The sequence below is a fragment of the Mesorhizobium sp. XAP4 genome (assembly GCF_029269325.1).
GTDB lineage: Bacteria > Pseudomonadota > Alphaproteobacteria > Rhizobiales > Rhizobiaceae > Mesorhizobium > Mesorhizobium ciceri.
The window spans coordinates 601993-627466 of sequence record NZ_JARIXW010000003.1; the positions used below are offsets into that span (position 1 = coordinate 601993).

Genomic DNA, 25474 nt, shown 5'->3' on the forward strand with positions numbered 1-25474 from the left:
GCGGCATGGCTCTTTCCGTGCCAGCCATCATGAAGACGACGGCAGCGCGGCTTTCGGCGCTCTACTTCCTGCTCTTCGCGCTCTGCGCGGTGGCGCTCGTCTTCTACATGACCTCGCTGTCGGCGCGAATGCTGACCGCGCAGACGCAGGAGACCATCAATGACGAAGTGCTCGGCCTTGCCCGCGCCTATCAGCGCGGCGGCCTGCCGGTACTGGTCCGCGTGGTCGAAGCGCGCTCGCGCCAGCCCGGCGCAAACCTTTACCTGATCGCCGACGCCAACGGCCAGATCCTGACCGGCAACGTGCAGAGCCTCGAACCTGGCGTTCTCGAAACCGAAGGCTGGACCAGCAGTCCGTTCTCTTATCAGCGCTTTGGCGAGGGAGAGCTCGAGCGCCTGCGCAACCTTCCCGCCGAGCAGGGTACCACCACCCAATCCGAGCAGAACGATGCGCAGGCGCAGGGCGAAAAAGGCCACAACGCCATTGCGCTGGTGCTGCGGCTGCCGAACCAGATGATCATGCTGGTCGGCCGCGACCTTGGCGAGCCGGAACGGTTTCGTGCCGTCATCCGCCGTGCGCTGATGCTGGCGCTCGGCATGATGGGGCTGGGCGGATTGCTGATCTGGTTTTTTGTCGGCCGCGCTGCGCTGAAGCGCATCGACAGCGTGTCGGAAGCCAGCCGTCGCATCATGGGCGGCGATCTGTCGGGCAGGCTGCCGGTGACGGGGGTTGGCGACGAGTTCGACCGGCTCTCCGAAAATCTCAATGCCATGCTGGCCAGGATCGCCACGCTCAACGAAGGCTTGAAGCAGGTTTCCGACAACATCGCGCATGATCTGAAGACGCCGCTGACCCGGCTGCGCAACCGGGCCGAAGCGACGCTTTCGGGCAAGCAAAAGCCCACCGACTACCGGCAGGCGCTGGAAGGCACCATCGCCGAGTCGGACCAGTTGATAAAAACCTTCAACGCCATCCTGATGATCTCCCGGCTGGAGGCTGGCTACTCGTCTGAAAATACGAACCGCGTCGATCTTGCGGAAGCCGTACGCGATGTCGTCGAGCTCTATGAGCCGGTGGCGGAAGAGGCGGGCGTGTCGCTGGAAGCAGACGCGCACGAGGCGGTGTCCGTCAACGGCAACCGCGAACTGATCGGCCAGGCGCTGTCGAACATCGTCGACAACGCCATCAAATATTCGACCGGCGCCAATGCCCAGCCGGCGGTGCGCGTCACGCTCGAGCGAGCCGGTGCGGACGTTCGCCTGTCGGTTGCCGACAATGGCCACGGCATTCCCGACGATGGCGACCGCGCGCGTGCCACGGAACGTTTCGTGCGGCTGGAGAAGAGCCGTTCGCAACCGGGTTCGGGTCTTGGCCTCAGCCTCGCCAAGGCCGTCATGACATTCCACAATGGCCGGCTTGAACTCTTGCCTGGCAATCCTGGATTATCCGTGGTCATGAGTTTCCCGGTTCGGGAGGATCACTGATGAGCACGGCTGCGAGAGCGAAAGATTGGCTGCTGAAGCCGGCGGCCAGGCTTGTTCCGCTCGACAAGGACCGTGCGCGGTTGGAACTGGCCGAGATCGCTTCCGCCGCGCGCGAAGAAGGACTGACGCGGCTTGCCAAGTTTCTGGCCGGCAAGGGGGAGGGCCAGGATTTCCTCGCCGCCGTCTTCGATCTGTCGCCGTTCCTGCGCGATACGGCACGTCGCCGGCCGCAAATCCTGGACGGGCTGTTCGAGCAGACAATCGAGGCTCGGCTGAAAGCGATCGGCGCCGCCATAGACCAGGCGCATTTGGCGGAGACCCTTTCGGAATCCGGCCTGATGATGGAGCTGCGCCAGTGGAAGGCGGAGGCGCATTTCCTCATCGCGCTGGCCGATCTTGCCGGCGAGGCCGAAACGGCGCTGACGGTCCCGCGGTTGAGCGACCTCGCTGACGCCTGTACCCGTGCCGCCGTCGACTTCCTGCTGCGCGACGCGCACGGCCAGGGCAAACTCAAACTGCCGGATCTCGACAACCCGTCGAAGCAGTCGGGTTGGATCCTGCTCGGTATGGGCAAGCTCGGGGCACATGAGCTGAATTTTTCCTCGGACATCGATCTGGTGGTTTTCTTCGATCCGGAAGCACCGGCGGTCGTCGACCCGCTCGACGCCACCGAATTGTTTTCGCGGCTGACGCGCCGCCTGGTTCGCATCCTGCAGGACCGCACCGAGCACGGATATGTCTTCCGCACCGATCTGAGGCTGCGCCCCGACCCCGGCTCGACACCGCTGGCGATCCCGGTCGAGGCGGCACTGCGCTACTATGAGGCGCGCGGCCAGAACTGGGAGCGCGCCGCCATGATCAAGGCACGTCCGGTGGCCGGCGATCTGGCAGCGGGCGCTGCCTTCCTCAAGGAGCTTCAGCCCTATATCTGGCGCAAATACATGGACTACGCGGCGATTGCCGACGTCCATTCGATCAAGCGCCAGATCCACGCCCACAAGGGCCATGGTGAGATCGCGGTCAAGGGCCACAACGTCAAGCTCGGGCGCGGCGGCATTCGCGAGATCGAGTTCTTCGTCCAGACCCAGCAGCTTATCGCCGGCGGACGCTTCCCTGAACTGCGTGGCCGCGAGACCGTGCCGATGCTCGGCGAGCTTGCGACACGCGGCTGGATCACCATCGAGGCGCGCGATGCGCTCGCCCGCCAGTACTGGTTCCTGCGCCGCGTCGAACATGCCGTGCAGATGGTTGCCGACGAGCAGACCCACACGCTGCCGGAAGATGATGAAGGCTTGGAGCGCATCGCCCGCATGCTCGCCTTTGCCGATGCTCCTGCCTTTTCCCAGGCGTTTCGCGCCTCGCTGCAGCAGGTCGAACGCCACTACGCGGCACTGTTCGAAACAGCACCGGACCTTTCGACAGGCATCGGCAATCTCGTCTTCACCGGCGATGTCGACGATCCCGATACGCTGCAGACCTTGCACGGCCTCGGCTTCCAGCGGCCAAGCGACATCTGCCGCGTCATCCGAGGCTGGCATTTCGGTCGCTATCGCGTCACTCAGTCGGCGGAGGCGCGCGAGCGGCTGACGGAATTGACGCCGGCTCTGCTGCGCTCCTTCGGCCAGACGCGCCGGGCCGACGAAGCGCTGATGCGCTTCGACGAATTTCTCGCCGGCCTGCCGGCCGGCATCCAGCTGTTTTCCCTGCTGCAGTCCAATCCGGCCCTGCTCAAGCTCCTGGCAACGATCATGGGTGCGGCGCCCCGGCTGGCGGCGATCATCACCCGCCGGCCGCATGTCTTCGATGGTCTGCTCGACCCGGCCTTGCTGACGGAGCTACCGGACCGCGCCTATCTGTCGGCACGGCTTTCCGCCTTTGTCGAGGGCGACCGGCTTTATGAGGACGTGCTCGACCGGCTGCGCATTTTTGCTTCCGAGCAGAAATTCCTGATCGGCGTCCGGCTGCTCGCCGGCTCGATCGATCCGGCGCGCGCCGGCCGCGCCTTCTCCGATCTGGCGGATCTCACCATCGAGGCTGCGTTGCAGGCGGTGACGGCCGAATTCGCGGCGCGCCACGGCACCATTGCCGGCGGCGTGGTTGCGCTGCTCGGCATGGGCAAGCTCGGCAGCCGCGAGCTGACCGCCGGATCGGATGTCGACCTGATCCTGCTTTATGACCACGCGCCGGACGCCGAGGAGTCCGATGGCGGCAAGCCGCTGGCGCCTTCGCATTACTACACCCGCATGACGCAGCGGCTGATCGCGGCTGTGTCGGCGCCGACGGCGGAGGGCGTGCTCTACGAACTCGACCTGCGCCTGCGGCCATCCGGCAACAAGGGTCCTGTGGCCACCCATATCGATGCCTTCAAGAAATATCAGCGCCAGGAGGCCTGGACCTGGGAGCACATGGCGCTGGCCCGGGCCCGCGCCATAGCCGGCGACGCCAGCCTGTGCGGCGAGGTTGAAGCGGAAGTGGCGGCGGTGCTTGGTCAGCCGCGCGACGCCGCAAAGGTGATGGCCGAGGCCTCGGAGATGCGCGCCATGATCGAAAAGGAAAAGCCGCCGCGCGACCTGTGGGACATCAAGCTGATCCCCGGCGGCCTCATCGATCTCGAATTCATCGCCCAAGTGGCCGTCATCACCGGGCAGGTAGGCGCCGGGCCGCGCGTTACCGGTACCGCCGAAATCCTTTCGCGCCTGTCACCGGGCTTCGCCAATGCCGGGGCGAGGCAGGAGCTTTTCGACGCCTATGCGCTCTATCTGGCGCTGACCCAGATGACGCGGCTGTGCCTTACCGGAGCCTTCGAGCGCGACGACGTTCCGCCGGGGCTTTCGGATCTGCTTCTGGCGGTGACCGACCTGCCGGATTTCGGTGTGCTGGAAGCACACCTCAAGGAGACGTCGCAGAAGGTCAGGAAGGATTTCCACCTTTTGCTTCGTACGGGATGACCGGGAAGCGATCGTCCCTTGGAATCGGGGACGTTTCGTGGTCCTCCAGTCTCATGCAGCTACTCTGTTCGCCGAATCTGCTGCAGCGCCCGGCTTGCGTGAGACTGCAAAATCCGGTCGCGCAGATAGGCATAGAAACGCGGCGGCAGCATGCCATAGTCGAATCGGGACGGTTTGCTCCCCGCGATAGGCCTGAGATCGGGACCCGGCCAGAGGAAATGATTGGTTTCGGTGACGACGATCCATGATGGCGTGTCATCGAGGCCGAGATAGGCTTTGAGGGGCGCAGGTATTTCTACTGCATCGGCAGGATCAGCTGGTGGCGAGTGTGTGACCGGAACGACCGTTATGACTTCACGGCCCTCCACGACCCGGCGCGCGGCGACAATGGCGCATGGTCGGTTTTTTGCGACCTTCTTCGGCACCCTTTTCGTGTTCTCTCACCCAGAGGTAAGAATAGCAAATCACCAGACCCGGGATAGGTTTGGGCAGGCTCACGGTGTCCAGTCTTTGAGCATTGCATCAAGCTCGGCATATTCGCTCGATACGGCGCTTTCGGCGATGGCGTTAAGCGTCTCGTCGTCCAGCTCTTCCACAGGACGGGCGACCCGTCCCTTGACCAAGACCTCGAACATCGCCGCCGACAGGAGTACCGTGTGGGTCCGGCCATTCTTTGTGATTGCGACCGGCGCACGCTGGGCAGCATCCTGAAAACGCCCGACATTCTGCTGGAATTCCGTTGAAGTCACTCGCATGACAAGGCCTTTCTTTTTTATCCAAAATAGATAAAATAGATAACTTTGTCAAAGCGTTTCACCTCGCGTCCACGAGGTGGATCAGGCCTGGGATGGTGATAAAAACTTCACGCTGCAACCTTGACGGCCAGCACGCTCTTCTTCACCGGAATGCGCACCGACACGATAGTGCCGACACCTTCGCTCGACCGGATCTTCAGCGCGCCGCCCTGAAGCTCGGCCAGCGAACGTGAGATGGCAAGGCCAAGGCCGGACCCGGCATGGCTCTTGGAGAACTGGTTCTGCACCTGTTCGAACGGCCGTCCGAGCTTTCCGAGCGCCTCCTTGGGGATGCCGCAGCCATTGTCCTCGATCGTCAGCACCAGCGCGCCGGATGTGTTGCGGGCCCTGACCGATATGTGGCCGCCCTGGCCGGTGAACTTCACCGCATTGGACAAAAGGTTGATGACGATCTGCTTGATCGCACGGCGATCGGCGACCAGCGTCAGCGCATCGGCAATGCGCGTTTCCACGGTGATGGCCTTTTGCGCCGCCTGCAGCGAAACGACGCGTACGGTTTCGCTGATCAGCGGGCCGAGGTCGATCTCTTCCCGGTCCAGAGAGAACTGGCCGGCCTCGATCTTGGACATGTCGAGAATATCGTTGATGACGCCCAGCAGGTACTTGCCGCTGCTGTTGATGTCGGTGGCATATTCCTCGTAGCGCTCCGATCCGAGCGGGCCGAACAGCCCTTGTTCCATCAGTTCGGAGAAGCCGATGATGGCGTTCAGCGGCGTGCGCAACTCATGCGACATGTTGGCCAGGAATTCGGATTTGGCCCGGTTCGCCGCTTCGGCCCGTTCGGTTTCCTTCATGTATTTGCGGTTGAGGTCGACCAGTTCGCGCGAACGCTCCTCTTCGGCCCGCCGCGCGAGGCTGAGATCATGGATCGTTGCCATCAGCCGTCGCTCACTGTCGACCAGCTTCTCCTGGTGCAGCTTGATCTGGGTGATGTCGGAACCGACCGAGACGATGCCGCCGTCCCGGGTCTTCAGTTCGTTGACCTGCAGCCAGCGGCCATCGGCCAACTGCCGCTCGAAAGTGGCGCCGCCCTGCAGGCCGCTGGTGTGGGCAAGCCGCCTTTCGGAAGCAAAGGCCAGCATGCGTTCTTCCAGAGCCGCGCGCGCGGTGCCCGGCATCACGTCGCGGTCCGAAAGCCCGTTGTCCTGCTGGTATTTGGAATTGCACATGATCAGGTGCTGCGTCGAATCCCACAGCACGAAGGATTCGTTGATGTTCTCGATCGCCGTTCTGAGGCGAAGGTCGGCAGCCTCGGAACGCAGCGCCAGATGACGCTGTTCGGTGACGTCGACGGCGATGCCGATCAGCTGGATCTCCGGCGCTTCCGGATCGATGACCTGTGCCCGCGCGCGCATCCAGACCCATTGGCCATCGGCATGGCGCATGCGGAACACCTGATCGATGTGATCGATCTCGCGAGCGACGATTCTGTTGGCGAGCTCGAACAGGTCGCCGTCCTCGGGATGGATGATCTGATCGACCTCGCCGAAGGACAGCATCGTTTCGCAAGGCTTGTAGCCGAGCATGTCGTACATCGAGCGCGACCAGTACATCTTGCCGCGCACCATGTCCCAGTCCCACAGGCCGCAGCGGCCGCGAACCAGCGCCATGTCGATGCGCTGATGCGCTTCGAGGTAGATGCGGTCGGCCGCCTGCGCACGTGCCGCCTGGCCGAAATAGGCATAGAGGATGACGATCAGCACACCGGCCGTCAGCACGAACAGGGTGACGTTCAGCGAAACGGTCTTGCGCCAGGCATCGAAAACCGCGTCCTGTGGCACCAGGGCCGCCGATGCACCCTTTCCGCCATTCGCCAGGCTGACCGCGGCGTACCAATCCCGTCCGTCGATGTTGACGTCCATGACGCCCGCACGATCGCCGAACATGAACAAGGGCTGGCCGCCCTCGACGAGGCCGTCCAGAGAATGGCCCTGCCATGGCATCGAGCGTGGCGTCACCGCGACGATCTTGAAAGCGCTGTCGGTGATGACAAGCACATGGCTGCGGCCCATCGCGCCCTGACGGCTGGTGGTCTCCAGCAGATCCTGTATGGCGCCGGGCACCGTTTCCGAGGTGGTGGCGAGCGAACTGGCCAGCTGGCCCGCCGCCAGCGTCAGGATCGCCTTGGCATTGCGCTCGACATCGTCGCGCTCGTTCATCAGCGACAGCACGCGCAGCGCCGCGATGACGATCAGGAAGGTGATGATGAGGACGGGTATTGATCGGCGCAGCAGCGGCTCGGCGGCCAGAAGCCGCCGGTAGGCCGGTTCGGCGATGAGTCGCGTATTCCCGGCAAGACCGTCGCCGCGCGTCTCACGATGCGCAAAAACCGTCCCTCCGGGCGCGCCCCACGCGTCCGCCTTCGCCATAAATGGCACTCCCCGAATTTGCCTATGCTGCTTGGTGATCCGGCAAACGCCGCACTTCCGAATCGTCAGTAAAGAATCAAAGGTGATTCGCCTTGTCCAGTGGTCCGGCGAAAAAAGATTAAAAATCGACTAAAATAATGGGCTTTCGCTGGCGCAGCGCCTAACGGAAGCCGCTGCTGGCAGGTCCTGGTTGAAATTCACCAGCTTGGCGGCGTGCACGGATCTCCCTTCTGCCACAAGGGGAGAAGGAAGAGAGCGGCTAAGCCAGCGTGCGCTCGACAATATCCCGCAGATCCGCCGACAGGTTTTCGGCGCCGGCGATCGAGAGCAGCGCTTCCCTGGCCTTCGCCTGCCGCAAGGGTTCGAGCGAACGCCAGGATCTGAGCGCCGTCGCCAGCCTTGCCGCCACTTGCGGGTTGCGCTTTTCAACCTCGAGGACGGTTTGAGCAAAGAACCAGTAGCCTTCGCCGTCGGCCCGGTGGAAGCCGGTCTGATTGGCGCTGGAGAAGGTGCCGATCAGCGAGCGCACCCGGTTCGGATTGCCCATCGAGAAGGCCGGGTGGTTGGTCAAGGCCTTCACGGTGTCGACGGTTTGCGGCCCCGGTACGCTGGCCTGGATCTGGAACCATTTGTCCATGATCAGCGGGTCGGACCCGTAGGTCGTCTCGAAAGCCGCCAGCGCCTCGACCGCCTCGGGCGAACCGTGGTGACGATGCGCGAGCACGGCAAGTGCTGCCGCGCGGTCGGTCATGTTGGTCGCGGACTGGAAATGCCCGGCAGCGAGTTCCGCTCCGCCCGGCTGCAGCGACAGATAATCCAGCAGGGTGTTGCGCAAGGCGCGTCGCCCGGCGCTTGCCGCGTCGGGGCTGAACGCTTCTCTGTCGGCAAGGCTGAGGTAGAGGCCCGAAAAAACGTCCCGGTTCGCAGTGCCGATCGCCAGCGCCAGTGCCTCGCGAGCCGCATAGATGGCATCGGGGTCGATGTTCCTGCCGATGTCGCGGGCAATGTCGGCTTCGCCGGGCAGGGCCAGCGCCAATGCCCGATAGGCCGGCTCCAGCGTCTCGTCGCCGGCAATGCTGCCGGCGAGTTCGATCAGCCGCGGCGCAAAGGCCGGCTGCTTGCCGCCGAGGATCTCGCGGAACGCTGATATCAGCGCATCGGTCAGCAATGTGTTGAAAGCCTGCCAGCGCGAGAAGGCGTCGCCGTCGTGGCGGGCGAGGAAGAACTGGTCGTCGGCTTTCTGCTCGACGGACAATGTCACCGGCGCCGAAAAGCCGCGGTTGAGCGACACGGCCAGGCGCTCGGTGACGCCTGAAAACCGCACCATGTGGCGACGCTTGCGGATATGGATGACGCCGTCCTCGACGCTGGCGCCCTCGACGCTACTATACGGCACAGGCTTGCCGCCGGCGCCGATCAGCCCGAAAGCGAGCGGGATGTGCATCAGCCGCTTGCGGCTTTCGGAGGGTGTCGGCGGCACCGACTGCTCGATTTCGAGCGTGAACTCCTGCGCGGCCGGATTGTGCGTCGAACTGATCGTCAGGTTCGGCGTTCCCGCCTGATGATACCAGAGCGCGAACTGCGACAGGTCGCGGCCGGACGCATCCTCGAACACCTTGATGAAATCCTCGATCGTCGCCGCGTCACCGTCGTGCCGCTCGAAATAGAGGTCCATGCCGGCGCGAAACACGTCGGCACCGAGAATTGTGCGGATCATGCGCACCACTTCGGAGCCCTTCTCGTAGACCGTCGCGGTGTAGAAATTGTTGATCTCGCGGTAGCGGCGCGGCCGCACCGGATGCGCCAGTGGGCCCTGGTCCTCTGGAAACTGGTGGGCGCGCAAGGTCCGCACCTCGGCAATACGCTTGACCGCGCGCGAGCGCTGGTCGGCGGAGAATTCGTGGTCGCGGAAAACCGTCAGGCCTTCCTTCAGGCAGAGCTGGAACCAGTCGCGGCAAGTGATTCTGTTGCCTGTCCAATTGTGGAAATACTCATGCGCTATGATCGCCTCGATATTGGCGAAATCGGCGTCCGTCGCGGTCTCCCGGTCGGCCAGCACATATTTGTCGTTGAAGATGTTGAGGCCCTTGTTCTCCATCGCGCCCATGTTGAAGTCCGACACGGCGACGATGTTGAAGACGTCGAGATCGTATTCGCGGCCGAACGCCTCCTCGTCCCATTTCATCGACCGCTTCAGGGCGTCCATCGCATAGCCGGCCAGCGTCTCCTTGCCGGGCTCGACATAGATGCCGAGCTCGACCGTGCGGCCGGACAGGGTGACGAAACTGTCCGCGAGCCGGCCGAGATTGCCGGCCACCAATGCGAACAGATAGGACGGCTTGGGGAAAGGGTCGTGCCACACTGCATAATGCCAGCCGTCGCCGAGGTCGCCCTTTTCGAGCGGGTTGCCGTTGGACAGGAGCAGCGGCGCCTCGTCGCGCATTGCCTCCATGCGCACCGTGTAGACGGACAGGATATCGGGACGGTCGAGGAAATAGGTGATGCGGCGAAAGCCCTCGGCTTCGCATTGCGTGCAGTAGACGTGGCTCGAGCGGTAGAGGCCCATCAGGGCTTCGTTGCCCGCCGGCGCCACCTCGGTCTCGATGAGCAACTGGAAGCGCCGCGCCACCGGTGGCTTGAGGATGGTCAACTGGTCGGGCGTCGCCAGCAGATCCGCCGGTTTTACCTTCTTGCCGTCGATCTCGATGCGCTTGAGCGTCAGCCCGTCGCCGTCGAGCACCAACGGTGCCGACACGGACACGCCGTCACGGCGCTCTATCGTGAGCACGGCGGTGACACGCGTTGCGTCTGGCGAAAGGCGGAAGGTGAGGTCGGTTTGCGGAATGAGGTAGTCGTTGGGGCGATAGTCTTCGAGCTTGAAGACCTGGCCGGTGTCCGTGCGCATTCCGTGGGTTTTCCTGTCGATTGCCTTGGCGGCGGATTGTGTCCGCTGGTCCAAGAAATTTGAAGTCCGCGCTCTTTACACGAAACGGCCCCTCGACAAAACTGAGGCAACGCCTATTTCAGGCGTTCGTTCTCCTGTCATCATCACGAGGCATCCATGACCGTCGTCACACCGAAATTCGGCATGGGCGCATCCGTGCTGCGGCGCGAGGATGCCGCCTTCATCCAGGGCCAGGGCCGTTATACCGACGACATCCAGCCGGCTGGCGTCCTGCATGGCTATGTCCTGCGTTCGCCGGTCGCCAAGGCCAGCTTCACCATCGGTTCGACCGAGGCGGCGAAGGCCGCACCTGGCGTCCATCTGGTACTGACCGGCAAGGACCTTGCCCATCTCGGCGATCTGAAATCCGGCGTCATGCAGGAACAGCCGGACGGCACCAAGGCGCCGACGCGCGACATCCCGATCCTGTGCCGCGACCGCGTCAACTATGTCGGCGATGCCGTTGCCTTCGTCGTCGCCGACAGCCGTGCCTTGGCGCAGGATGCCGCTGAACTGATCGATGTCGACTATGACGGCGAAGACGCAGCCTCCGGGACTGCAAATGCACTTGCCGAAGGCACGCCGCTGGTCTGGCCGGAGCTCGGTTCCAACCGCGCCTTCAGCTACCACATGGGCGACAGGAAAAAGACCGAAGCGGCTTTCGCCAAGGCCGCACACGTCACCCGCATCGAGTTCGTCAACAACCGGCTGGTCTGCAACTACATGGAGCCGCGCTCCGCGATCGGCGAATGGAACGCCGAGGAGAAGCGCTTCGTGCTGACCACCGGGTCGCAAGGCGTGCACTCCATGCAGTACATCCTGGCCAGCGTGTTCAAGGTCAAGAAGGGCCAGTTGCGCGTCATCACGCCTGATGTCGGCGGTGGTTTCGGGCCGAAGAGCTTCGTCTACCGCGAATATCCGCTGGTGCTGGAAGCGGCGAAGCGGCTTGGCCGCCCGGTGAAGTGGGCCGGCGACCGCACGGAACACTTTCTGACCGACGCGCAAGGCCGCGACAATTTCGTCACGGCCGAGATGGCACTGGACAAGGACGGCCGCTTTCTCGGCATGAAGGTGGACCTGCTCGCCAACATCGGCGCCTATATCTCGCAATATGGTCCGTTCATCCCCTATATCGGCGTCACCATGTCGACCGGTGTCTACGATATCCAGGCGCTCGACGTCTCGGTGACCGGCCTCTACACCAACACCTGCCCGGTCGATGCCTATCGCGGTGCCGGCCGGCCGGAAGCAGCCTTCCTGCTGGAAAAGCTGGTCGATGCCTGCGCCCACGATCTCGGCCTGCCCGTCGAGGAGATCCGCCGCCGCAATTTCATCCGGCCGGAGCAATTTCCCTACCGGACGCAAACCGGCCGGCTCTACGACACCGGTGAATTCGAAGGCCATATGGAGCGCGCCATTGAGCAATCCGAATGGAAAGCGTTTCCGGAGCGGCTGGCGCAGTCGAAGGCCGGCGGAAAAATCCGCGGTCTCGGCATGGCGACCTATATCGAGGCCTGTGCCTTTCCGGGCTCGGAGCCGGCCTTCGTCGAACTCAATGGCGACGGCACGGTGACGCTGAAGATCGGCACCCAGACCAACGGGCAGGGGCATGCCACCGCCTATGCGCAGTTCCTGTCGGAAAAGCTCAATCTCGACATCGACAAGATCCATGTCCGCCAGGGCGATACCGATGAATTGAAGGCCGGCGGCGGCACCGGTGGCTCGCGCTCCATTCCGCTGGGGGGTGTGTCGGCTTCCCGCGCGGGCGAGGATCTGGCCAACAAGATCAAGCGCATCGCCGCCGACGAGCTGGAGGCTTCTGCCGGCGACATCGAGTTGTCCGATGGTGTTGCCCGCATCGTCGGCACCGATCGCTCGCTCGATTTTTCCAGCATCGCCGAGGCCGCCAAGACGCCTGACGATCTCAAGGGCTTTGGCGAGTTCGTGCAGGACGAATGCACCTATCCCAACGGCACTCATATCTGCGAGGTCGAGATCGATCCCGACACCGGCGCGACCGAGATTGTCCGCTACACCATCGTCGACGATTTCGGCGTTACCGTGAACCCGATCCTGCTCGCCGGCCAGGTGCATGGCGGCGTCGTGCAAGGCATCGGCCAGGCACTGACCGAGGACACTATCTATGGCGAGGACGGACAGCTTTTGACGGCGAGCTTCATGGATTACGCCATGCCGCGCGCCGACAATTTCCCGTTCTTCCATTTCGAGACCCGCAACGTGCCGTCGACGACCAATGCACTCGGCATCAAGGGCGCGGGCGAGGCCGGCACCATCGGCTCGACCCCGGCGGCACTCAATGCGGTGACCGACGCGCTCTGGCGCGCTTATGGCGTCAAGCACATCGACATGCCGGCAACGCCGGCGCGTATCTGGGCGACGATCCGAGAAGCGTCGGGAGCGTGACAGCAGGCCCCGGCAGCTCCTCGGCCACAGCCAGCGATGATGCCGGCGGGCACGACACGCTTACCGGCATCATGCTCAAGATCGTGTCGGTGGCGGTCTTCGTCGGCATGCAGACCTGCATCAAAGCCGCAGGCACCGTTCCGGCCGGCCAGATTGTCTTCTTCCGCTCTTTCTTCGCCATCTTCCCGATCATCGCCTTCCTGGCCTTCAGGAAAGAACTCGACACTGCCTTCACCACCAAGCGTCCGTTCAACCACATCGCCCGCGGCCTGGTCGGCGTCTGCGCCATGGGGCTCGGCTTTTTCGCGTTGACCCGGCTGCCGCTGCCGGAAGCGATCACGCTGAACTACGCGCAGCCGCTGCTGGTGGTGGTGTTCAGCTCCATCTTCCTCGGCGAGGCCATCCGCGTGTATCGCTGGAGTGCGGTCGCGGTCGGCCTGGTCGGCGTGCTGATCATCTCCTGGCCGGAACTGACGCTGCTGAGTTCCGACGAGGCGCTCGACGACCAGGAAGTGCTTGGCGTCATGGCCGCTCTTGTCGCGGCAGCGATCTCGGCCGTCGCCATGCTCTTGGTGCGCAATCTCGTGCAAAGCGAGCGCACGGCGACCATCGTGCTGTGGTTTTCGGTGACGGCGAGCGTCATGTCGCTGCTGTCGCTGCCATTCGGCTGGCAGGCGCTGACGCCGCTCCAGGCGGCCCTTCTTGTTGCCGCCGGCTTCTGCGGCGGCCTTGGCCAGATCCTGATGACGGCGGCCTATCGCCATGCCGAAGCCTCGGTCGTGGCGCCGTTCGAATACACCTCGATGATCCTAGGCCTCGTCGTCGGCTATCTCGTCTTCGGCGACGTCGCCACGCTCCATATGCTTGTCGGCGGCCTGATCGTCGTCGCCGCCGGCATCTTCATCATCTGGCGCGAACGCCAGCTCGGCCTGGAGCGCACCCGCACGCGCAAGGCATCTTTGCCTGAAGGGTGATTACGACAGCTCGGCTCGCTCCTTCGCCAACCGAACCAGCACCGTCCTCGTCTGTTCATCGGCGGGGAAAAACGATTCGATCGCCAGTTCCGAAAGCGTCACGTCGAGCGGCGTGCCGAACACGGTGATGGTGCTGATGAACGACAGCACCTGATCGCCATGCGCCAGCCTGAGCGGATGCACGATGGCGTTCGGCTCGACCGGCGACGGCCGGCTGCCTGTCAAGCCTGACGGATAAGTCCTCAGCTCACGCTCGAGTTCGATCAGCACCGCGTCGCCGCTCGCGTCATTCTGGTGTTTCAGGCGCTCGAGCAGATGCGTGCGCCATTCCTGGAGATTGACGATGCGTGGCGCGATGCCGCCGGGATGCAGGCTGAGGCGAAGCACGTTGACCGGCGGCGTCAGCAGCGAAGCCTCGCTGACATCGGCAAGGAAGGGAGCGATGGCGGCGTTGGCCGAAACCAGGTTCCAGTGGCGGTCGACAGCGAGTGCCGGGAACGGCTCGTGGCCTTTGAGCACGATTTCGACCGCCGCCATCGCCGGTGCCATTGTCGTGTCGGTCAGCGAGCGTTCGCCGAAACTGGGGGCAAAGCCGGCGGCGAGCAGCAACTGGTTGCGTTGCCTCAGCGGGATCGACAATTGCTCGGCCAGATGCAGCACCATGTCGCGCGAGGGCGCGGCGCGGCCGCTTTCGACGAAGCTCAGATGCCGCTGCGAGATTTCGGCCTCCATGGCGAGGTCGAGCTGCGACATGCGCCGGCGCGTGCGCCATTCGCGAATGAGGCTGCCGGCGGAGGTTTGGGCTGTTGTCATGAGTGGATGGCTAGGCTGGTGAGGACGGCATTTCAATTACCTGCAAGGTTATCGCTAGGTGAGCGCTCGCAGCTTTGCCTTCACTTCGAGGAAATCCCGCCACGCCAGCTTCTTATGCGACGGGGTTCGCAGGAGATAGGCCGGATGCAGCGTCGGCATGGCCGGGATGGCGATGCCGGATGCCGTCGTGTGAACGCGCCAATTGCCGCGCAGCCGCAATATGCCTTCCGAGGTGTTGAGCAAGGTCTTGGCCGACGGGCCGCCAAGGTTGATCAGCACCTTGGGATTGACCAGCTCGATCTGCCGTTCGATGAACGGCCGGCAGATCTCGGTTTCGTGCGGCGTCGGCGTGCGATTGCCCGGCGGCCGCCAGGGAATGACATTGGCGATATAGGCTGAAGTGCGGTCGAGCCCGATCGCGGCCAGCATGCGGTCGAGCAGCCGGCCCGAGCGGCCGACGAAGGGCAGGCCCTCGATGTCCTCGTCGCGGCCGGGCGCCTCGCCGACCAGCATGACGGCGGCTTCCGGGTTGCCGTCGGCAAACACCAGGTTCTTGGCGGTGGCCTTGAGATTGCAGCCCTCGAACGCCGCCATATGCTGGCGAAGCTCGTCCAGCGTCGTTGCTGTGGTCGCCAATTGGCGGGCAAGTGCCGCCTGCGCTTCGTCGGGAACCGCAGTCGTCGCAGACGGCGACCGCGCAACGGGTGGTGCATTTGCTCTGTCCCCGGCTTCGCCGCGGGACACGGTCGTCGAGCGCAGCGGTGCGGCGGTGCCACCCGAAGGCGCTGCGATCGGCGCGCGCTCCATCGGCTTTGGCGCAACCTCGGCGAACCGGTTCACCGGCTGCTCTTCGAGCGCCTCGTCGACGCCCACGCTGGCGTAAAACGCCAGCAGGTCGGCGATATCAGGTCTGTTGGTTGGGGAAGCGGCAGTCATCGATTCACATTCGTCCGCGTGGCGGCAATTTGCAAGGCTGGCAGCTTGGGTTCCTTCGGAGCCTCTCGCCGGCGCGTTGGCTGACGGAGCATCAAACGAAAAACCCGCCTGTGCGGCGGGTCACTGGCGCAACTCAGCACCATAGGCAAAAATGTACCATAGCTGAGCTCACCGAGTCAAGAAAAAATTCCTATCGTGTCAGCCCGTTGGTATGCGCGGATCCTGCACCAGGTAGAAGGTCCATCTGGGCGTGTAGTCGGTCATCAGGAATTCGAAGCTGGCGGTTTTCAGCGGGTCGACCTTGCCATTCCTGAACAGCAGCCGGTCATAGGGTTCGAAATCGCGATCGAAATCGGCGAAATTGCTCGACCGGATATTGTCCGGCGTCTTGTTGCGCTGGTCGAAGGAAAGCCCGTCGCCGAACACGCTCGGCTGGTTCAGGATCTCCTGCAATTCGAACTGGAATTCGACCCAGGCCTGGCCGCTGTTGTTGAGCACCTCGATGCGCATATACATCATGCCGTTGGCGAATTCGCCGGCCTTGCCGAAGGCCTGGATCGGCTTTGTCGAGCGGATCGTCAGCGTCACCGGCGTTGACGAAGTCAGCTCTTCGGTGATGACGAACGGATCGTCCTTCGTGCCGATGCCCGAGGCGCCGGTGATGTGGAAGCCGCCAAGCTCGTCGGAGAAGGAGTAGGCGCCCGCCGCCCAGACCTTCACTTCGTCGGCGGCAGCGTGATGCGGCGCCAGCATCAGAAGGGCCAAAAGGAGCGCCCGGCGGATCCGGCCGGGCGGGAAAAGAAAGCGCGTCGATGAAAAGCCGGCTGGCCCAGGAAAGCGCATGGCGTGAAGTATGGCCGATAAGCAAGCCGTCGAACAATTAAAAACGCGCGCCCCGCAGGCAATGCCAGGCGAAAAGCAGTCTTCCAGCCTCGCAATGCGCGACTTTTTGGCCAAAACGGCATTGTCACGTATGCGCCGGTTTCCTGTCGTCAATTGATGCGCTATGCAGCGCGGGAGCCAGCAAGATACCCGAATGGGATAAGCCAGTGCGGAGGGGTTGATGAGCGACATCGAACGCGAAAGCATGGAATTCGACGTGGTTATCGTCGGTGCCGGTCCGGCGGGCCTCGCCGCCGCCATCCGCCTCAAGCAGGTCAATCCCGAGCTTTCGGTCGTCGTCCTGGAGAAGGGCGGTGAGGTCGGCGCCCATATTCTCTCCGGCGCCGTCGTCGATCCGATCGGCATCGACCGGCTCTTGCCGGGCTGGCGCGACGAGGACGGCCATCCCTTCAAGACGCCGGTCACCGCGGATCATTTCCTGGTCCTTGGTCCTGCCGGCTCGTTCCGTCTGCCCAACATTTTCATGCCGCCGCTGATGAACAATCACGGCAACTACATCGTTTCGCTGGGCAATGTCTGCCGCTGGCTGGCGAGCAAGGCCGAAGCGCTCGGCGTCGAGATCTATCCGGGCTTTGCCGCTGCCGGCCTGCTCTACAATGAGCAAGGCGCCGTCACCGGTGTCGTTACCGGCGACATGGGCGTCGAGAAGGACGGAACGCACGGCCCGGGTTTCGCACCCGGCATGGCGCTGATGGGCAAATATGTGCTGATCGGGGAGGGCGCTCGCGGCTCGCTCGCCAAGCAACTGATCGCCAGATACAAGCTTTCCGATGGCCGCGAACCGGGCAAATACGGCATCGGCCTGAAGGAACTCTGGCAGGTCAAGCCGGAGAACCACCGGCCGGGGCTGGTCCAGCATTCCTTCGGCTGGCCGCTTGACTTGAAGACCGGCGGCGGCTCGTTCCTCTACCATCTCGAGGACAACCAGGTGGCGGTCGGCTTCGTCCTCCATCTCAATTACAAGAATCCCTGGCTGTCGCCGTTCGAGGAATTCCAGCGCTTCAAGACCCATCCGGCGATCGCGGCTACGTTCGAAGGCGGCAAGCGGCTGGGCTATGGCGCGCGCGCCATCACCGAGGGCGGCTGGCAGTCGGTGCCGAAATTGTCCTTCCCCGGCGGTGCGCTGATGGGCTGTGCCGCGGGCTTCGTCAACGTGCCGCGCATCAAGGGTTCGCACAATGCGGTGCTGTCCGGCATGCTGGCGGCCGAGCATGTCGCCGAGGCGATCGGCGCCGGGCGCGCCAACGACGAACTCGCTTCCTACGAGGAAGCCTGGCGCGCGACCGACATCGGCAAGGATCTGAAGAAGGTGCGCAACGTCAAGCCGCTGTGGTCGCGCTTCGGCACCATCGTCGGTGTCGGCCTTGGCGGCCTCGACATGTGGCTGAACACGCTGTTCGGTGTCTCGCCCTTCGGCACGCTGAAGCATGGCAAGGCCGACTATGCAACGCTCGAGCCTGCCGCCCGGCACAAGAAGATCGCCTATCCGAAGCCCGATGGCGTGCTGACCTTCGACAGGCTGTCCTCGGTGTTCCTGTCCAACACCAATCACGAGGAAAACGAGCCGGTCCACCTGCTTGTCGGCGACATGGAGCTGCAGAAGCGTTCCGAGCACGATGTTTTTGCGGGCCCCTCGACGCGCTATTGTCCGGCCGGGGTTTACGAGTGGGTCGACAAGGACGGCAACGCCGCCGCCGATCCCACGGCCAAGGATGTGCGCTTCGTCATCAACGCGCAGAACTGCGTCCACTGCAAGACATGCGACATCAAGGACCCGAACCAGAACATCAACTGGGTGCCGCCGCAAGGCGGAGAAGGCCCGGTCTATCAGGGCATGTAGGCCCGCGCCGGCCGCAGCGCGCAAAGGTCCCGACGATGGCTCGGGGTCTCCCGTGGCATGTGGAACATTAGAACTGTTGAAACTGCCGCGCGCTTATGGTTCCATTCCTTGACGATAAGGAGATGGCCAATGCGCCTGGCGGTTCTGGCATGCCTTGTGGCGATCGGTGCGCTGTTCGGTTTGGCTTCGGCGGCCCCGGCCGGCACCAGGGTGGTGGTCAAGACGCGGACCTACGACATCACCGGGAACACGGGGCTGGCACTAGTCCAGGCTATGGACCGCAAGGGGCCGAAGCACGGCTTCATGACGCATGCCATCGCGCTGACCGGCTACGCTGTGGATTGGGACCTCGACACCAGCCAGGACAATGGCGTCTGCCGCTTGCGGCGTGCCAACGGCACGCTCAATCTCTTCTACACGTTTCCGCGTGTCGCCTCGGCCACCACCCCGACGCTCCGGAAGCGCTGGACGCGGTTCTTCGCCGGCGTCCGCGCCCATGAGGAAACCCATGGCCGCATCGCCAGGGAGATGATGCGGGCCACGGAAAGATCCATCTCCGGCCTCAGGATTGCCGACGACCGGTCCTGCTACAAGACACGTCGCGAGGCACAGCGACGCATCAAGGCCACCAATGCCGCATATGAGGCCAAGCAGCTCGCTTTCGATGCGCGCGAGCATCGCGACGGCGGCCATGTCCAGCATCTCGTCATCGCTTTGGTCAGGCCCTGATCCTTCAGCCTGGCGTCTTGCCCGTCTGGACAATGGCCGCGGTCGCGGTTTCATGTTCATCGAGCGGCTTTTGCTGGTTCAGCCTGAGCGAGAACTCCACCATGACCGGAAGGTGATCCGAGCCGGTGTCTTCCAGCCGTGTCGCCGAATGGATCGTCACGCCGCCCTTGCTGAAAACCTGGTCGATCGGCAGGCCGGCGAAGCGCCGCAGGAAATCCGGCAGCCTGATGTGGATCCAGGTCGGGCCGGCGGAAGGCATGACGGTCAGCCCGCCAAGCGCCGCGACCCGCCGCACTGCGGCACTCCACGGGGCGGCATTGCAGTCGCCCGCCATGATGGCCGTCTCGCCGAGCGCGGAAAGCGGCTCCGTCAACTCGCCGATCTGCCAGTACTGCTCGCGTGGCCAGGGCCAGCTGAGATGGATCGCGGCGACATCGACGTCGATGCCGCCGAAGTCGACGGTCGCTGTCGCCATGGCACCACGCCTTTCGCAACGCGCCTCGGTGCCGGCGGCAAAGGGCCGCCGCGAGAGCAGCGCGACGCCGAATATCTTGTTAGGGTAAGGACAGAGGATCCGGTATGGATATGCGCTGCTGATATAGCCAAGCTCGGTCGCCCACATCGCCGACACCTCGTCGAGGGTGATCACGTCGGGATTGGTCCGGCCGATCAGCGACAGCACCTTCTTCGGCGTTGGATTGTCGTAGCGCAGGTTCATCTGCAGCAGCTTGTAGATCGCGCGGTCTTCGTTCTTGGCTTCATAGGCCGCCTGAACCGGCCACAGGCGGGAGAAGGACAGCGAGCCGGAAGTGGTGGCGAAGGCCGCCACGGCAAAAAGCAGTGCCACGGCCGCTTGCAGTCGAAATGTCGTGGCCAGCAGCGGCAGTGCGCAAAGCGCCATCAGCACGGCAAGATGGACGCGGAAATGCGAGAAGGAATCGAAGGCGGGATGCAGCGTTCCGAAAAACCCGGCCACCAGCGCGATCGAACAGGCCAGCATTGCCAGGAATGCAACCGAAATCAGCAATGTCCCGAAGCCCGCTTTCTCCATGCCGCTTGCTTATCGGCAGAAATGCGGCTCAATCAAGATGACGAAATGCCCATGCGATGCGTGGAACCGGCCTACTGGAACGCCGTTTCCGAAAAACTTCTGAGCTTGCGCGAATGCAGCCGCTCCATCGGCATTTCCGCGAGCTTTTCCATCGCCCTTATGCCGATGGTCAGGTGCTGCGCCACCTGGCGCTTGTAGAATTCGGTCGCCATGCCGGGCAGCTTCAACTCGCCATGCAGCGGTTTGTCCGAAACGCACAGCAGCGTGCCGTAGGGAACACGGAAGCGGAAGCCATTGGCGGCGATGGTCGCCGATTCCATGTCGAGTGCGATGGCGCGAGATTGCGACAGACGCTGTACCGGCCCACGCTGGTCGCGCAGTTCCCAGTTGCGATTGTCGATGGTGGCGACGGTGCCGGTGCGCATGATGCGCTTCAGGTCGTAGCCCGAAAGGCCGGTGACTTCGGCGACGGCTTCCTGCAACGCCACCTGGATCTCGGCCAGCGGCGGGATCGGCACCCAGACCGGAAGATCGTCGTCCAGCACGTGGTCCTCGCGCACATAGGCATGCGCCAGCACATAGTCGCCAAGCGCCTGGGTGTTGCGCAAGCCGGCGCAGTGACCGAGCATCACCCAGGCATGCGGCCTCAGCACCGCAATATGGTCAGTGATGGTCTTGGCGTTGGAAGGCCCGACGCCGATATTGACCATGGTGATGCCGCCATGTCCCGATTTCTTCAGGTGATAGGCCGGCATCTGCGGCAAGCGCGGCGGTGCAACGCCTTCGCTGGGCGCGCTCTGCCCGCCCTTGGTGATGACATTTCCCGGCTCGACGAACTCCGTGTATCCGCCGCCGCCATTGGCCATCAGGTCGCGGGCGCGGGCGACGAATTCGTCGATGTAGAACTGATAGTTGGTGAACAGCACGAAGTTCTGGAAATGCTGCGGCGTGGTTGCCGTATAGTGCGACAGCCGGTGCAGCGAATAGTCGATGCGCTGCGCCGTGAAGGGCGCCAGAGGCCTTGGCTCGCCGAAGGCGACTTCGAAGGTGCCGTTGGCGATCTGGTCGTCGGTGCCATCGAGATCCGGCACGTCGAACAGGTCGCGGATCGGCCGCTTGATACGCTCTGCCGCCGCGCCGTCGACATGGGTGCCTTCAAGGAAGGCGAAATGCAGCGGGATGGGTGTGGTCGATTCCGACACCGTGACCGCAACCCCATGATTGCGCATGATCAGGCGCAACTGCTCGACGAGGTAGTTTTCGAACAGGCCCGGCTGGGTGATGGTGGTGGAAAAATGCCCAGGCGTCGGCATATGCCCATAGGCCTGGCGCGAGTCGATCTGGGTGAACGAGTTGGTGGTGACGCCGATCTCCGGATAGAAGGCCCGGTAGCGCTTGCCATTATCACCGCCTGCTGCCGCCAATTCTGCGAAGGAGTCGCGCAGGAACTTGGTGTTGCGATCGTAAAGCGCCTGCAGTGCCTTGACGGCCTTTTCAGCGCTATCAAAGCTTTGCCGGCCAAAAGGCTCCGGCATGACGACAGATTCGATGGCTTGTGGGTAGATTCGCTTTTCCATGGCTCAATATAGAGACTTGGATCGGCACTTGGGAGGGGTGTCGCGACCGAAGGCGGTCAAAGCGCCGTTTTTCTTCAACCGCGCTGCAGGCTGACCAGAAGCACAAAGCCGACGCCGGACTTCTTCAGGGCCGGTGCGTCGATCGTCGAGCCGGTGTCGGCGCGCATCATCGGCACGGCCAGGACCGGAGCGGCCAGAACCGTCAGGATAAGCGCCGCCCGCGGCAGAAGCCGAAGGGTCTTGAGAGCGTTGGCGGCGATGCGGTTCATGGCGTTCAGCTTTTCTTTTCGAGGTCTTGGTTTCTTTGTTCAGTTGCGAAGATGGGTGGGGCAGGCGAGGCGGCAGGTTCTGGAACTGGCTTCGTCCCAGGCGCGGGCCGGACGGCCCGCTTCAGCGACGAGGATGGCGAAGAACATTCCAAACAGGCTCACCAGCAGGCAGACGATGGTGAAGCGGCGAGCAAGCATTGGGTCGGTCTCCTTCAACACGCCGGAGAATGCCCTGATGCAACTGAACCGGCTCTGATGGCGGCGTTCATCTGCGGTTCAAGATGATTGACGGGGTTTCGACGGCGCCGGCGTCGGTTGGATAGCCGCCGGCCTCCATCGAGCATCACCGGCGCAGGATGTATCGACAAAACGAAAACGGGGCCCGTCGGGGCCCCGTCATCAGGTCGGAAAGATGCGCTCGATCAGAGCTTGTGCCAGACTTAGCTTTTATTTTACGGAATGTGTTAGGCGCATAGCTCCGAACATGGGATTTGGGAGGCACCGGAGGGGCCATGCAGGCATCTCTTACAGCGGCAAATGCGCTACATGGGCCGCGATGTGTGCATCCCTTACGATGTGCAAATGCATAGTAAAGCGCCCCCCTCCGGGGGGATTGAGCCGTACCCACATATACGTATAGTCATACGAATTTTTCTCAGAAAGGTCCGCAACCCCGAGGGACCTTAAGGAGAGCCCGTGACCACGATCAAGGTTTACCGAGGCAAGCACTGGGATCAGCAGCGAGGGGAGCATGTTCTCACGTGGGGAACCCTCGACTGGCTGAAGGCTGCGCGGGGGGAACCTGACGGGGCCGAACTGGAGTGCCTTTGGAGCAGATCGACGACAACGGTCGGTGGCATGACCCTGAGGAGTTAAGGTAAAGGAAGGGCGTCTTGAGAGCCTGGCTTGACGGGAGCAGGGAGACAACCCACGTTACCCTCAACTACGAACAGCCGAGGCGTGTGGGGACCACCGGGTGGCTGTTTAAAATCCCAAAAACCCCGCTTGCTGGTCTTATGCGCGATGTTCGGCTCATCGAGAGACACGCGCAGGATAGAGGAGAGCCCGGATGACGGTATTCCTCACTATCGAAGCCAGCCAGCCGAATGGGACGACCTATCGCTTGGCCTTTGGGTGCCGTTGGCACTTGGCTTCGTTGATGGTCTTTCTCGGACGGTTGTTCTGATGAAGAAGGGGTGCCCTGGCGACGGGGTGCCCCTTTTCCTTGGTCGGTTCTTCTGGAGGGAAAGAATATGAGCAACCTGGTGCATAACGAACAGGTCAAGCTGGGGGCGACATTCTTCAACAACCTTGGGGTTGCCGCGTTCGCGACCGGTGCGATCATCCCCATCGTGAGCCTCACGGCCCTCGGGAAGTCCGATCTGGCGACGTGGCTTCCGTTTGCAGGGGGCGCTGGGATTGGCGTCTTCTTCCACTACATGGGTCACCGAGCCCTCAGGGAACTCAAGGACGACTGACGTGGCCGAGCGCTGGTTCCAACCCAAGGTGCCCGTGAGGACCCCTGAGGGTCACCGCTACAACGTCGGGAGCGTGGAGGCTGCGGCCGACGTTCTCCTGACGTGGACCAAGAGGGGTCGACACTGGGGAGTAGCGGTGGCTTGCTGCATGGCGGCTCTGGAGGACAAGGCGACACCTCAGGAGGTCCGCAGGACCTTCAAGTTGGCCGCGAAGGAGGAGGGGAAACTCCTGCCTGAGATATCAGAATGAAGCGCTTCATCGGTTTCGTCGGCATACTCGCCATAATGTTCGGTGGGCCTACATCTGCCTTACCTGGCGGGGTCCAAAGTCAGCTGTGGTCTACGTCTACGTCCCCGCCGTTGTCTGCTTGATTGTTGGCACGGCTCTTTGGGAGCTTTTGCGTAAGAAGTGACAACCGAGGGAGAGGGCTATGAGGAGCGATCTTAGTGAGACACTAACGATGTCAGCCATAGGGGCATTCCTCGCCTACATGGCGTTCGGGACGTACTGGCACGGAGCCCTGTTCGGGTTCCTGACGTTCGCCATCAGCGCGGTCGGGAACCGTGTGGTGGCCGAGATGAAGCAAAGGTCGACTTAAATGGAGGGGACCGCGCAGGTTGGGGAAAACCCAAAATAGCGTTGAGTTACTACAGATAGTACCTAGACACGCGACTCCCGATCATTACTACAGGAGGGGTGCAGTCATACACGCCGTTGAGACTCGGAGGCCAAACCGAGTGGAGGTGTCGACCTACTGCAAAGTCGCGGGGGGGACGATGGGCGTCCACACCTCAACGTCCTCCCCCGGCTAGCCCTTATCCCGTATCGAAATTTCGGCACCGGATTGGTTACATGTGACGACAATCACCCGGTACGTCAATGCACGGTACGCATGATTTGTTGTTGATAACACCCACCCTCAGGAACAAACAGTCTACAGGAACCGAAGCCCGTCAGGATGGCATCGTGCTCAGATCAGCGATCATCGCAATTGTCTTGCTCGGGGCCCACAGGTGTCCCTCGGAGGACACCGTTGGCGAATAGGGTCCTAGAAAATTGTAGAAATCCAAGGCACATTCGCGAGCATGTGCAACCTCTACAACCTCACCACATCGCAAGAGGCCATCCGCCAATGGACCGGCACCTTGCGGGACATCTTGGGCAACCTTGAGCCGTCGATTGACATTTACCCCAATCAACTCGGGCCGGTGGTTCGCAATGCGGCAGACGGGCAACGTGAGGTCGCTAACCTCCTGTGGGGAATGCCGTCACCGCCAGAGCGAGTGAAAGGCAAAGCCGACTACGGGACCACCAACATTCGCAAGACCAACTACTTTCATTGGCAGCCGTACCTCGGTGTCGAGCATCGTTGTGTGGTGCCGGTGACCAGCTTCGCGGAGCCGAGCCCGACGCCGAGCGATAAGGACCCCGAGACCGGCATTCAGCGGAACTACTGGTTTGCTTTGAACGAGGACCGTCCGCTGTTCTTCTTCGCTGGTCTATGGACCCCTTGGCATGGGGTACGGAAGGTGAAGGACGGCCCCGGCGATCATGAGGTCTATGGGTTCCTGACTACCGAACCTAACGCTCTCATCAAGCCGATCCACGAGAAGGCGATGCCGGTGATCCTGAGGACGCAAGAGGAGACCGAGACATGGCTGAGAGCCCCTTGGTCGGAAGCGAAGGGCTTGCAGCGTCCAGCGTCTGACGACGCCCTTGTGATCGTCGAGAAGCCAGCGACGCAGATTAAGTTCCCTCAGGCAGCTTCAGATATCGGGAAGCAACTGCCCTTACTGTAGGCTGAGGGTTACTGGGCCCAATTTTGATGGCCAGGCGGTTGATGCAGTGCCCCCGTTTTTCGGTCTTCCTTCGCGGTAGTCGCACACGCGGCACCTGCCAAGTGCCCATAATTTGAGCGA

At 62.9% G+C, this 25474-nt stretch carries 21 protein-coding genes; 10 read left to right on the forward strand and 11 right to left on the reverse strand.

Features of this window, described 5'->3' with window-relative positions:
- Window positions 1–5: 5 nt before the first annotated feature.
- Window positions 6–1484 (forward strand): HAMP domain-containing sensor histidine kinase, encoded by a 1479-nt coding sequence (locus P3C39_RS16320; protein ID WP_024505283.1) that lies wholly within the window; start codon window positions 6–8, stop codon window positions 1482–1484.
- Window positions 1484–4432 (forward strand): bifunctional [glutamine synthetase] adenylyltransferase/[glutamine synthetase]-adenylyl-L-tyrosine phosphorylase, encoded by a 2949-nt coding sequence (locus P3C39_RS16325; protein ID WP_275953677.1) that lies wholly within the window; start codon window positions 1484–1486, stop codon window positions 4430–4432. The genes P3C39_RS16320 and P3C39_RS16325 overlap by 1 nt, the downstream gene beginning before the upstream one ends.
- A gap of 59 nt (window positions 4433–4491) precedes the next feature.
- Here P3C39_RS16325 and P3C39_RS16330 read toward each other — a convergent pair whose 3' ends face one another.
- From P3C39_RS16330 to pepN, 4 genes are all read right to left on the reverse strand, one after another.
- Entirely contained in the window at window positions 4492–4857 is a 366-nt protein-coding gene (locus tag P3C39_RS16330; RefSeq protein WP_244506934.1) for a hypothetical protein, read from the reverse strand.
- 69 nt (window positions 4858–4926) lie between these two features.
- Window positions 4927–5187: a type II toxin-antitoxin system prevent-host-death family antitoxin gene (locus P3C39_RS16335; protein WP_275953676.1), complete on the reverse strand. Its 261-nt coding sequence runs from the start codon at window positions 5185–5187 to the stop codon at window positions 4927–4929.
- Between the two features lie 107 nt (window positions 5188–5294).
- Window positions 5295–7616, reverse strand: a complete 2322-nt coding sequence (locus P3C39_RS16340) for a PAS domain-containing sensor histidine kinase (RefSeq protein ID WP_275953675.1) — start codon at window positions 7614–7616, stop codon at window positions 5295–5297.
- 259 nt (window positions 7617–7875) lie between these two features.
- Window positions 7876–10521 carry an aminopeptidase N gene (pepN, locus tag P3C39_RS16345; protein WP_275953674.1) on the reverse strand — a complete coding sequence of 882 codons (2646 nt, stop codon included), beginning with the start codon at window positions 10519–10521 and terminating at the stop codon, window positions 7876–7878.
- 156 nt (window positions 10522–10677) lie between these two features.
- Between pepN and P3C39_RS16350 the strand changes: the two genes are divergently transcribed.
- Complete coding sequence (locus P3C39_RS16350; protein ID WP_224674132.1) at window positions 10678–12984, forward strand: xanthine dehydrogenase family protein molybdopterin-binding subunit; 2307 nt, start codon at window positions 10678–10680, stop codon at window positions 12982–12984.
- A gap of 71 nt (window positions 12985–13055) precedes the next feature.
- Window positions 13056–13958, forward strand: coding sequence for a DMT family transporter (locus P3C39_RS16355; protein WP_224674175.1), 903 nt, complete (start codon window positions 13056–13058; stop codon window positions 13956–13958).
- On the opposite strand, the gene P3C39_RS16360 is transcribed toward P3C39_RS16355, so the two are convergent.
- The 3 genes from P3C39_RS16360 to P3C39_RS16370 all read right to left on the reverse strand — a co-directional run bounded on the left by P3C39_RS16360 (window position 13959) and on the right by P3C39_RS16370 (window position 16550).
- Window positions 13959–14771 (reverse strand): helix-turn-helix transcriptional regulator, encoded by an 813-nt coding sequence (locus tag P3C39_RS16360; protein ID WP_224674133.1) that lies wholly within the window; start codon window positions 14769–14771, stop codon window positions 13959–13961.
- Window positions 14772–14825: 54 nt separating this feature from the next.
- Complete coding sequence (locus P3C39_RS16365; RefSeq protein ID WP_024505277.1) at window positions 14826–15707, reverse strand: uracil-DNA glycosylase; 882 nt, start codon at window positions 15705–15707, stop codon at window positions 14826–14828.
- Between the two features lie 198 nt (window positions 15708–15905).
- On the reverse strand, window positions 15906–16550 hold the full coding sequence (locus P3C39_RS16370) for a hypothetical protein (RefSeq protein WP_275953673.1): 645 nt from the start codon (window positions 16548–16550) through the stop codon (window positions 15906–15908).
- 10 nt (window positions 16551–16560) lie between these two features.
- Here P3C39_RS16370 and P3C39_RS16375 point away from each other — a divergent pair, with 10 nt between their 5' ends.
- From P3C39_RS16375 to P3C39_RS16385, 3 genes are all read left to right on the forward strand, one after another.
- Window positions 16561–16707 (forward strand): hypothetical protein, encoded by a 147-nt coding sequence (locus P3C39_RS16375; RefSeq protein ID WP_155924989.1) that lies wholly within the window; start codon window positions 16561–16563, stop codon window positions 16705–16707.
- A gap of 63 nt (window positions 16708–16770) precedes the next feature.
- Window positions 16771–18450 carry an electron transfer flavoprotein-ubiquinone oxidoreductase gene (locus tag P3C39_RS16380; protein WP_275953672.1) on the forward strand — a complete coding sequence of 560 codons (1680 nt, stop codon included), beginning with the start codon at window positions 16771–16773 and terminating at the stop codon, window positions 18448–18450.
- A gap of 129 nt (window positions 18451–18579) precedes the next feature.
- The gene (locus P3C39_RS16385; protein ID WP_024505275.1) at window positions 18580–19179 is read left to right on the forward strand and encodes a DUF922 domain-containing protein; all 600 of its coding nucleotides are present in this window, start codon (window positions 18580–18582) and stop codon (window positions 19177–19179) included.
- Window positions 19180–19183: 4 nt separating this feature from the next.
- Here the strand turns inward: P3C39_RS16385 and P3C39_RS16390 are convergent, their stop codons facing one another.
- The 4 genes from P3C39_RS16390 to P3C39_RS16405 form a co-directional block, all read right to left on the reverse strand.
- Window positions 19184–20230: an endonuclease/exonuclease/phosphatase family protein gene (locus P3C39_RS16390; RefSeq protein ID WP_063171749.1), complete on the reverse strand. Its 1047-nt coding sequence runs from the start codon at window positions 20228–20230 to the stop codon at window positions 19184–19186.
- Window positions 20231–20301: 71 nt separating this feature from the next.
- The gene (locus P3C39_RS16395) at window positions 20302–21807 is read right to left on the reverse strand and encodes an AMP nucleosidase (protein ID WP_346016442.1); all 1506 of its coding nucleotides are present in this window, start codon (window positions 21805–21807) and stop codon (window positions 20302–20304) included.
- A gap of 74 nt (window positions 21808–21881) precedes the next feature.
- Window positions 21882–22076, reverse strand: coding sequence for a hypothetical protein (locus P3C39_RS16400; RefSeq protein ID WP_027162961.1), 195 nt, complete (start codon window positions 22074–22076; stop codon window positions 21882–21884).
- A gap of 39 nt (window positions 22077–22115) precedes the next feature.
- Window positions 22116–22274 carry a hypothetical protein gene (locus P3C39_RS16405; protein WP_023812838.1) on the reverse strand — a complete coding sequence of 53 codons (159 nt, stop codon included), beginning with the start codon at window positions 22272–22274 and terminating at the stop codon, window positions 22116–22118.
- A 1055-nt stretch (window positions 22275–23329) separates the two neighbouring features.
- Between P3C39_RS16405 and P3C39_RS16410 the strand changes: the two genes are divergently transcribed.
- The 3 genes from P3C39_RS16410 (at window position 23330) to P3C39_RS16420 (ending at window position 25354) form a co-directional block, all read left to right on the forward strand.
- Window positions 23330–23554: a hypothetical protein gene (locus P3C39_RS16410; protein WP_275953670.1), complete on the forward strand. Its 225-nt coding sequence runs from the start codon at window positions 23330–23332 to the stop codon at window positions 23552–23554.
- A 1-nt stretch (window position 23555) separates the two neighbouring features.
- Window positions 23556–23804 carry a DUF982 domain-containing protein gene (locus P3C39_RS16415; RefSeq protein WP_275953669.1) on the forward strand — a complete coding sequence of 83 codons (249 nt, stop codon included), beginning with the start codon at window positions 23556–23558 and terminating at the stop codon, window positions 23802–23804.
- 836 nt (window positions 23805–24640) lie between these two features.
- Window positions 24641–25354, forward strand: a complete 714-nt coding sequence (locus P3C39_RS16420) for an SOS response-associated peptidase (protein WP_275953668.1) — start codon at window positions 24641–24643, stop codon at window positions 25352–25354.
- Window positions 25355–25474: the final 120 nt, after the last annotated feature.

What these genes read in the sequence shown, in the direction of transcription:
- P3C39_RS16320 (WP_024505283.1), top strand. Translation starts at nt 6, where the DNA reads ATGGCTCTTTCCGTGCCAGCCATCATGAAGACGACGGCAGCGCGGCTT.
- P3C39_RS16325 (WP_275953677.1), top strand. Translation starts at nt 1,484, where the DNA reads ATGAGCACGGCTGCGAGAGCGAAAGATTGGCTGCTGAAGCCGGCGGCC.
- P3C39_RS16335 (WP_275953676.1), bottom strand. Translation starts at nt 5,187, where the DNA reads ATGCGAGTGACTTCAACGGAATTCCAGCAGAATGTCGGGCGTTTTCAG.
- P3C39_RS16340 (WP_275953675.1), bottom strand. Translation starts at nt 7,616, where the DNA reads ATGGCGAAGGCGGACGCGTGGGGCGCGCCCGGAGGGACGGTTTTTGCG.
- pepN (WP_275953674.1), bottom strand. Translation starts at nt 10,521, where the DNA reads ATGCGCACGGACACCGGCCAGGTCTTCAAGCTCGAAGACTATCGCCCC.
- P3C39_RS16350 (WP_224674132.1), top strand. Translation starts at nt 10,678, where the DNA reads ATGACCGTCGTCACACCGAAATTCGGCATGGGCGCATCCGTGCTGCGG.
- P3C39_RS16355 (WP_224674175.1), top strand. Translation starts at nt 13,056, where the DNA reads ATGCTCAAGATCGTGTCGGTGGCGGTCTTCGTCGGCATGCAGACCTGC.
- P3C39_RS16360 (WP_224674133.1), bottom strand. Translation starts at nt 14,771, where the DNA reads ATGACAACAGCCCAAACCTCCGCCGGCAGCCTCATTCGCGAATGGCGC.
- P3C39_RS16365 (WP_024505277.1), bottom strand. Translation starts at nt 15,707, where the DNA reads ATGACTGCCGCTTCCCCAACCAACAGACCTGATATCGCCGACCTGCTG.
- P3C39_RS16370 (WP_275953673.1), bottom strand. Translation starts at nt 16,550, where the DNA reads ATGCGCTTTCCTGGGCCAGCCGGCTTTTCATCGACGCGCTTTCTTTTC.
- P3C39_RS16375 (WP_155924989.1), top strand. Translation starts at nt 16,561, where the DNA reads ATGGCCGATAAGCAAGCCGTCGAACAATTAAAAACGCGCGCCCCGCAG.
- P3C39_RS16380 (WP_275953672.1), top strand. Translation starts at nt 16,771, where the DNA reads ATGAGCGACATCGAACGCGAAAGCATGGAATTCGACGTGGTTATCGTC.
- P3C39_RS16385 (WP_024505275.1), top strand. Translation starts at nt 18,580, where the DNA reads ATGCGCCTGGCGGTTCTGGCATGCCTTGTGGCGATCGGTGCGCTGTTC.
- P3C39_RS16390 (WP_063171749.1), bottom strand. Translation starts at nt 20,230, where the DNA reads ATGGAGAAAGCGGGCTTCGGGACATTGCTGATTTCGGTTGCATTCCTG.
- P3C39_RS16395 (WP_346016442.1), bottom strand. Translation starts at nt 21,807, where the DNA reads ATGGAAAAGCGAATCTACCCACAAGCCATCGAATCTGTCGTCATGCCG.
- P3C39_RS16400 (WP_027162961.1), bottom strand. Translation starts at nt 22,076, where the DNA reads ATGAACCGCATCGCCGCCAACGCTCTCAAGACCCTTCGGCTTCTGCCG.
- P3C39_RS16405 (WP_023812838.1), bottom strand. Translation starts at nt 22,274, where the DNA reads ATGCTTGCTCGCCGCTTCACCATCGTCTGCCTGCTGGTGAGCCTGTTT.
- P3C39_RS16410 (WP_275953670.1), top strand. Translation starts at nt 23,330, where the DNA reads ATGAGCAACCTGGTGCATAACGAACAGGTCAAGCTGGGGGCGACATTC.
- P3C39_RS16420 (WP_275953668.1), top strand. Translation starts at nt 24,641, where the DNA reads ATGTGCAACCTCTACAACCTCACCACATCGCAAGAGGCCATCCGCCAA.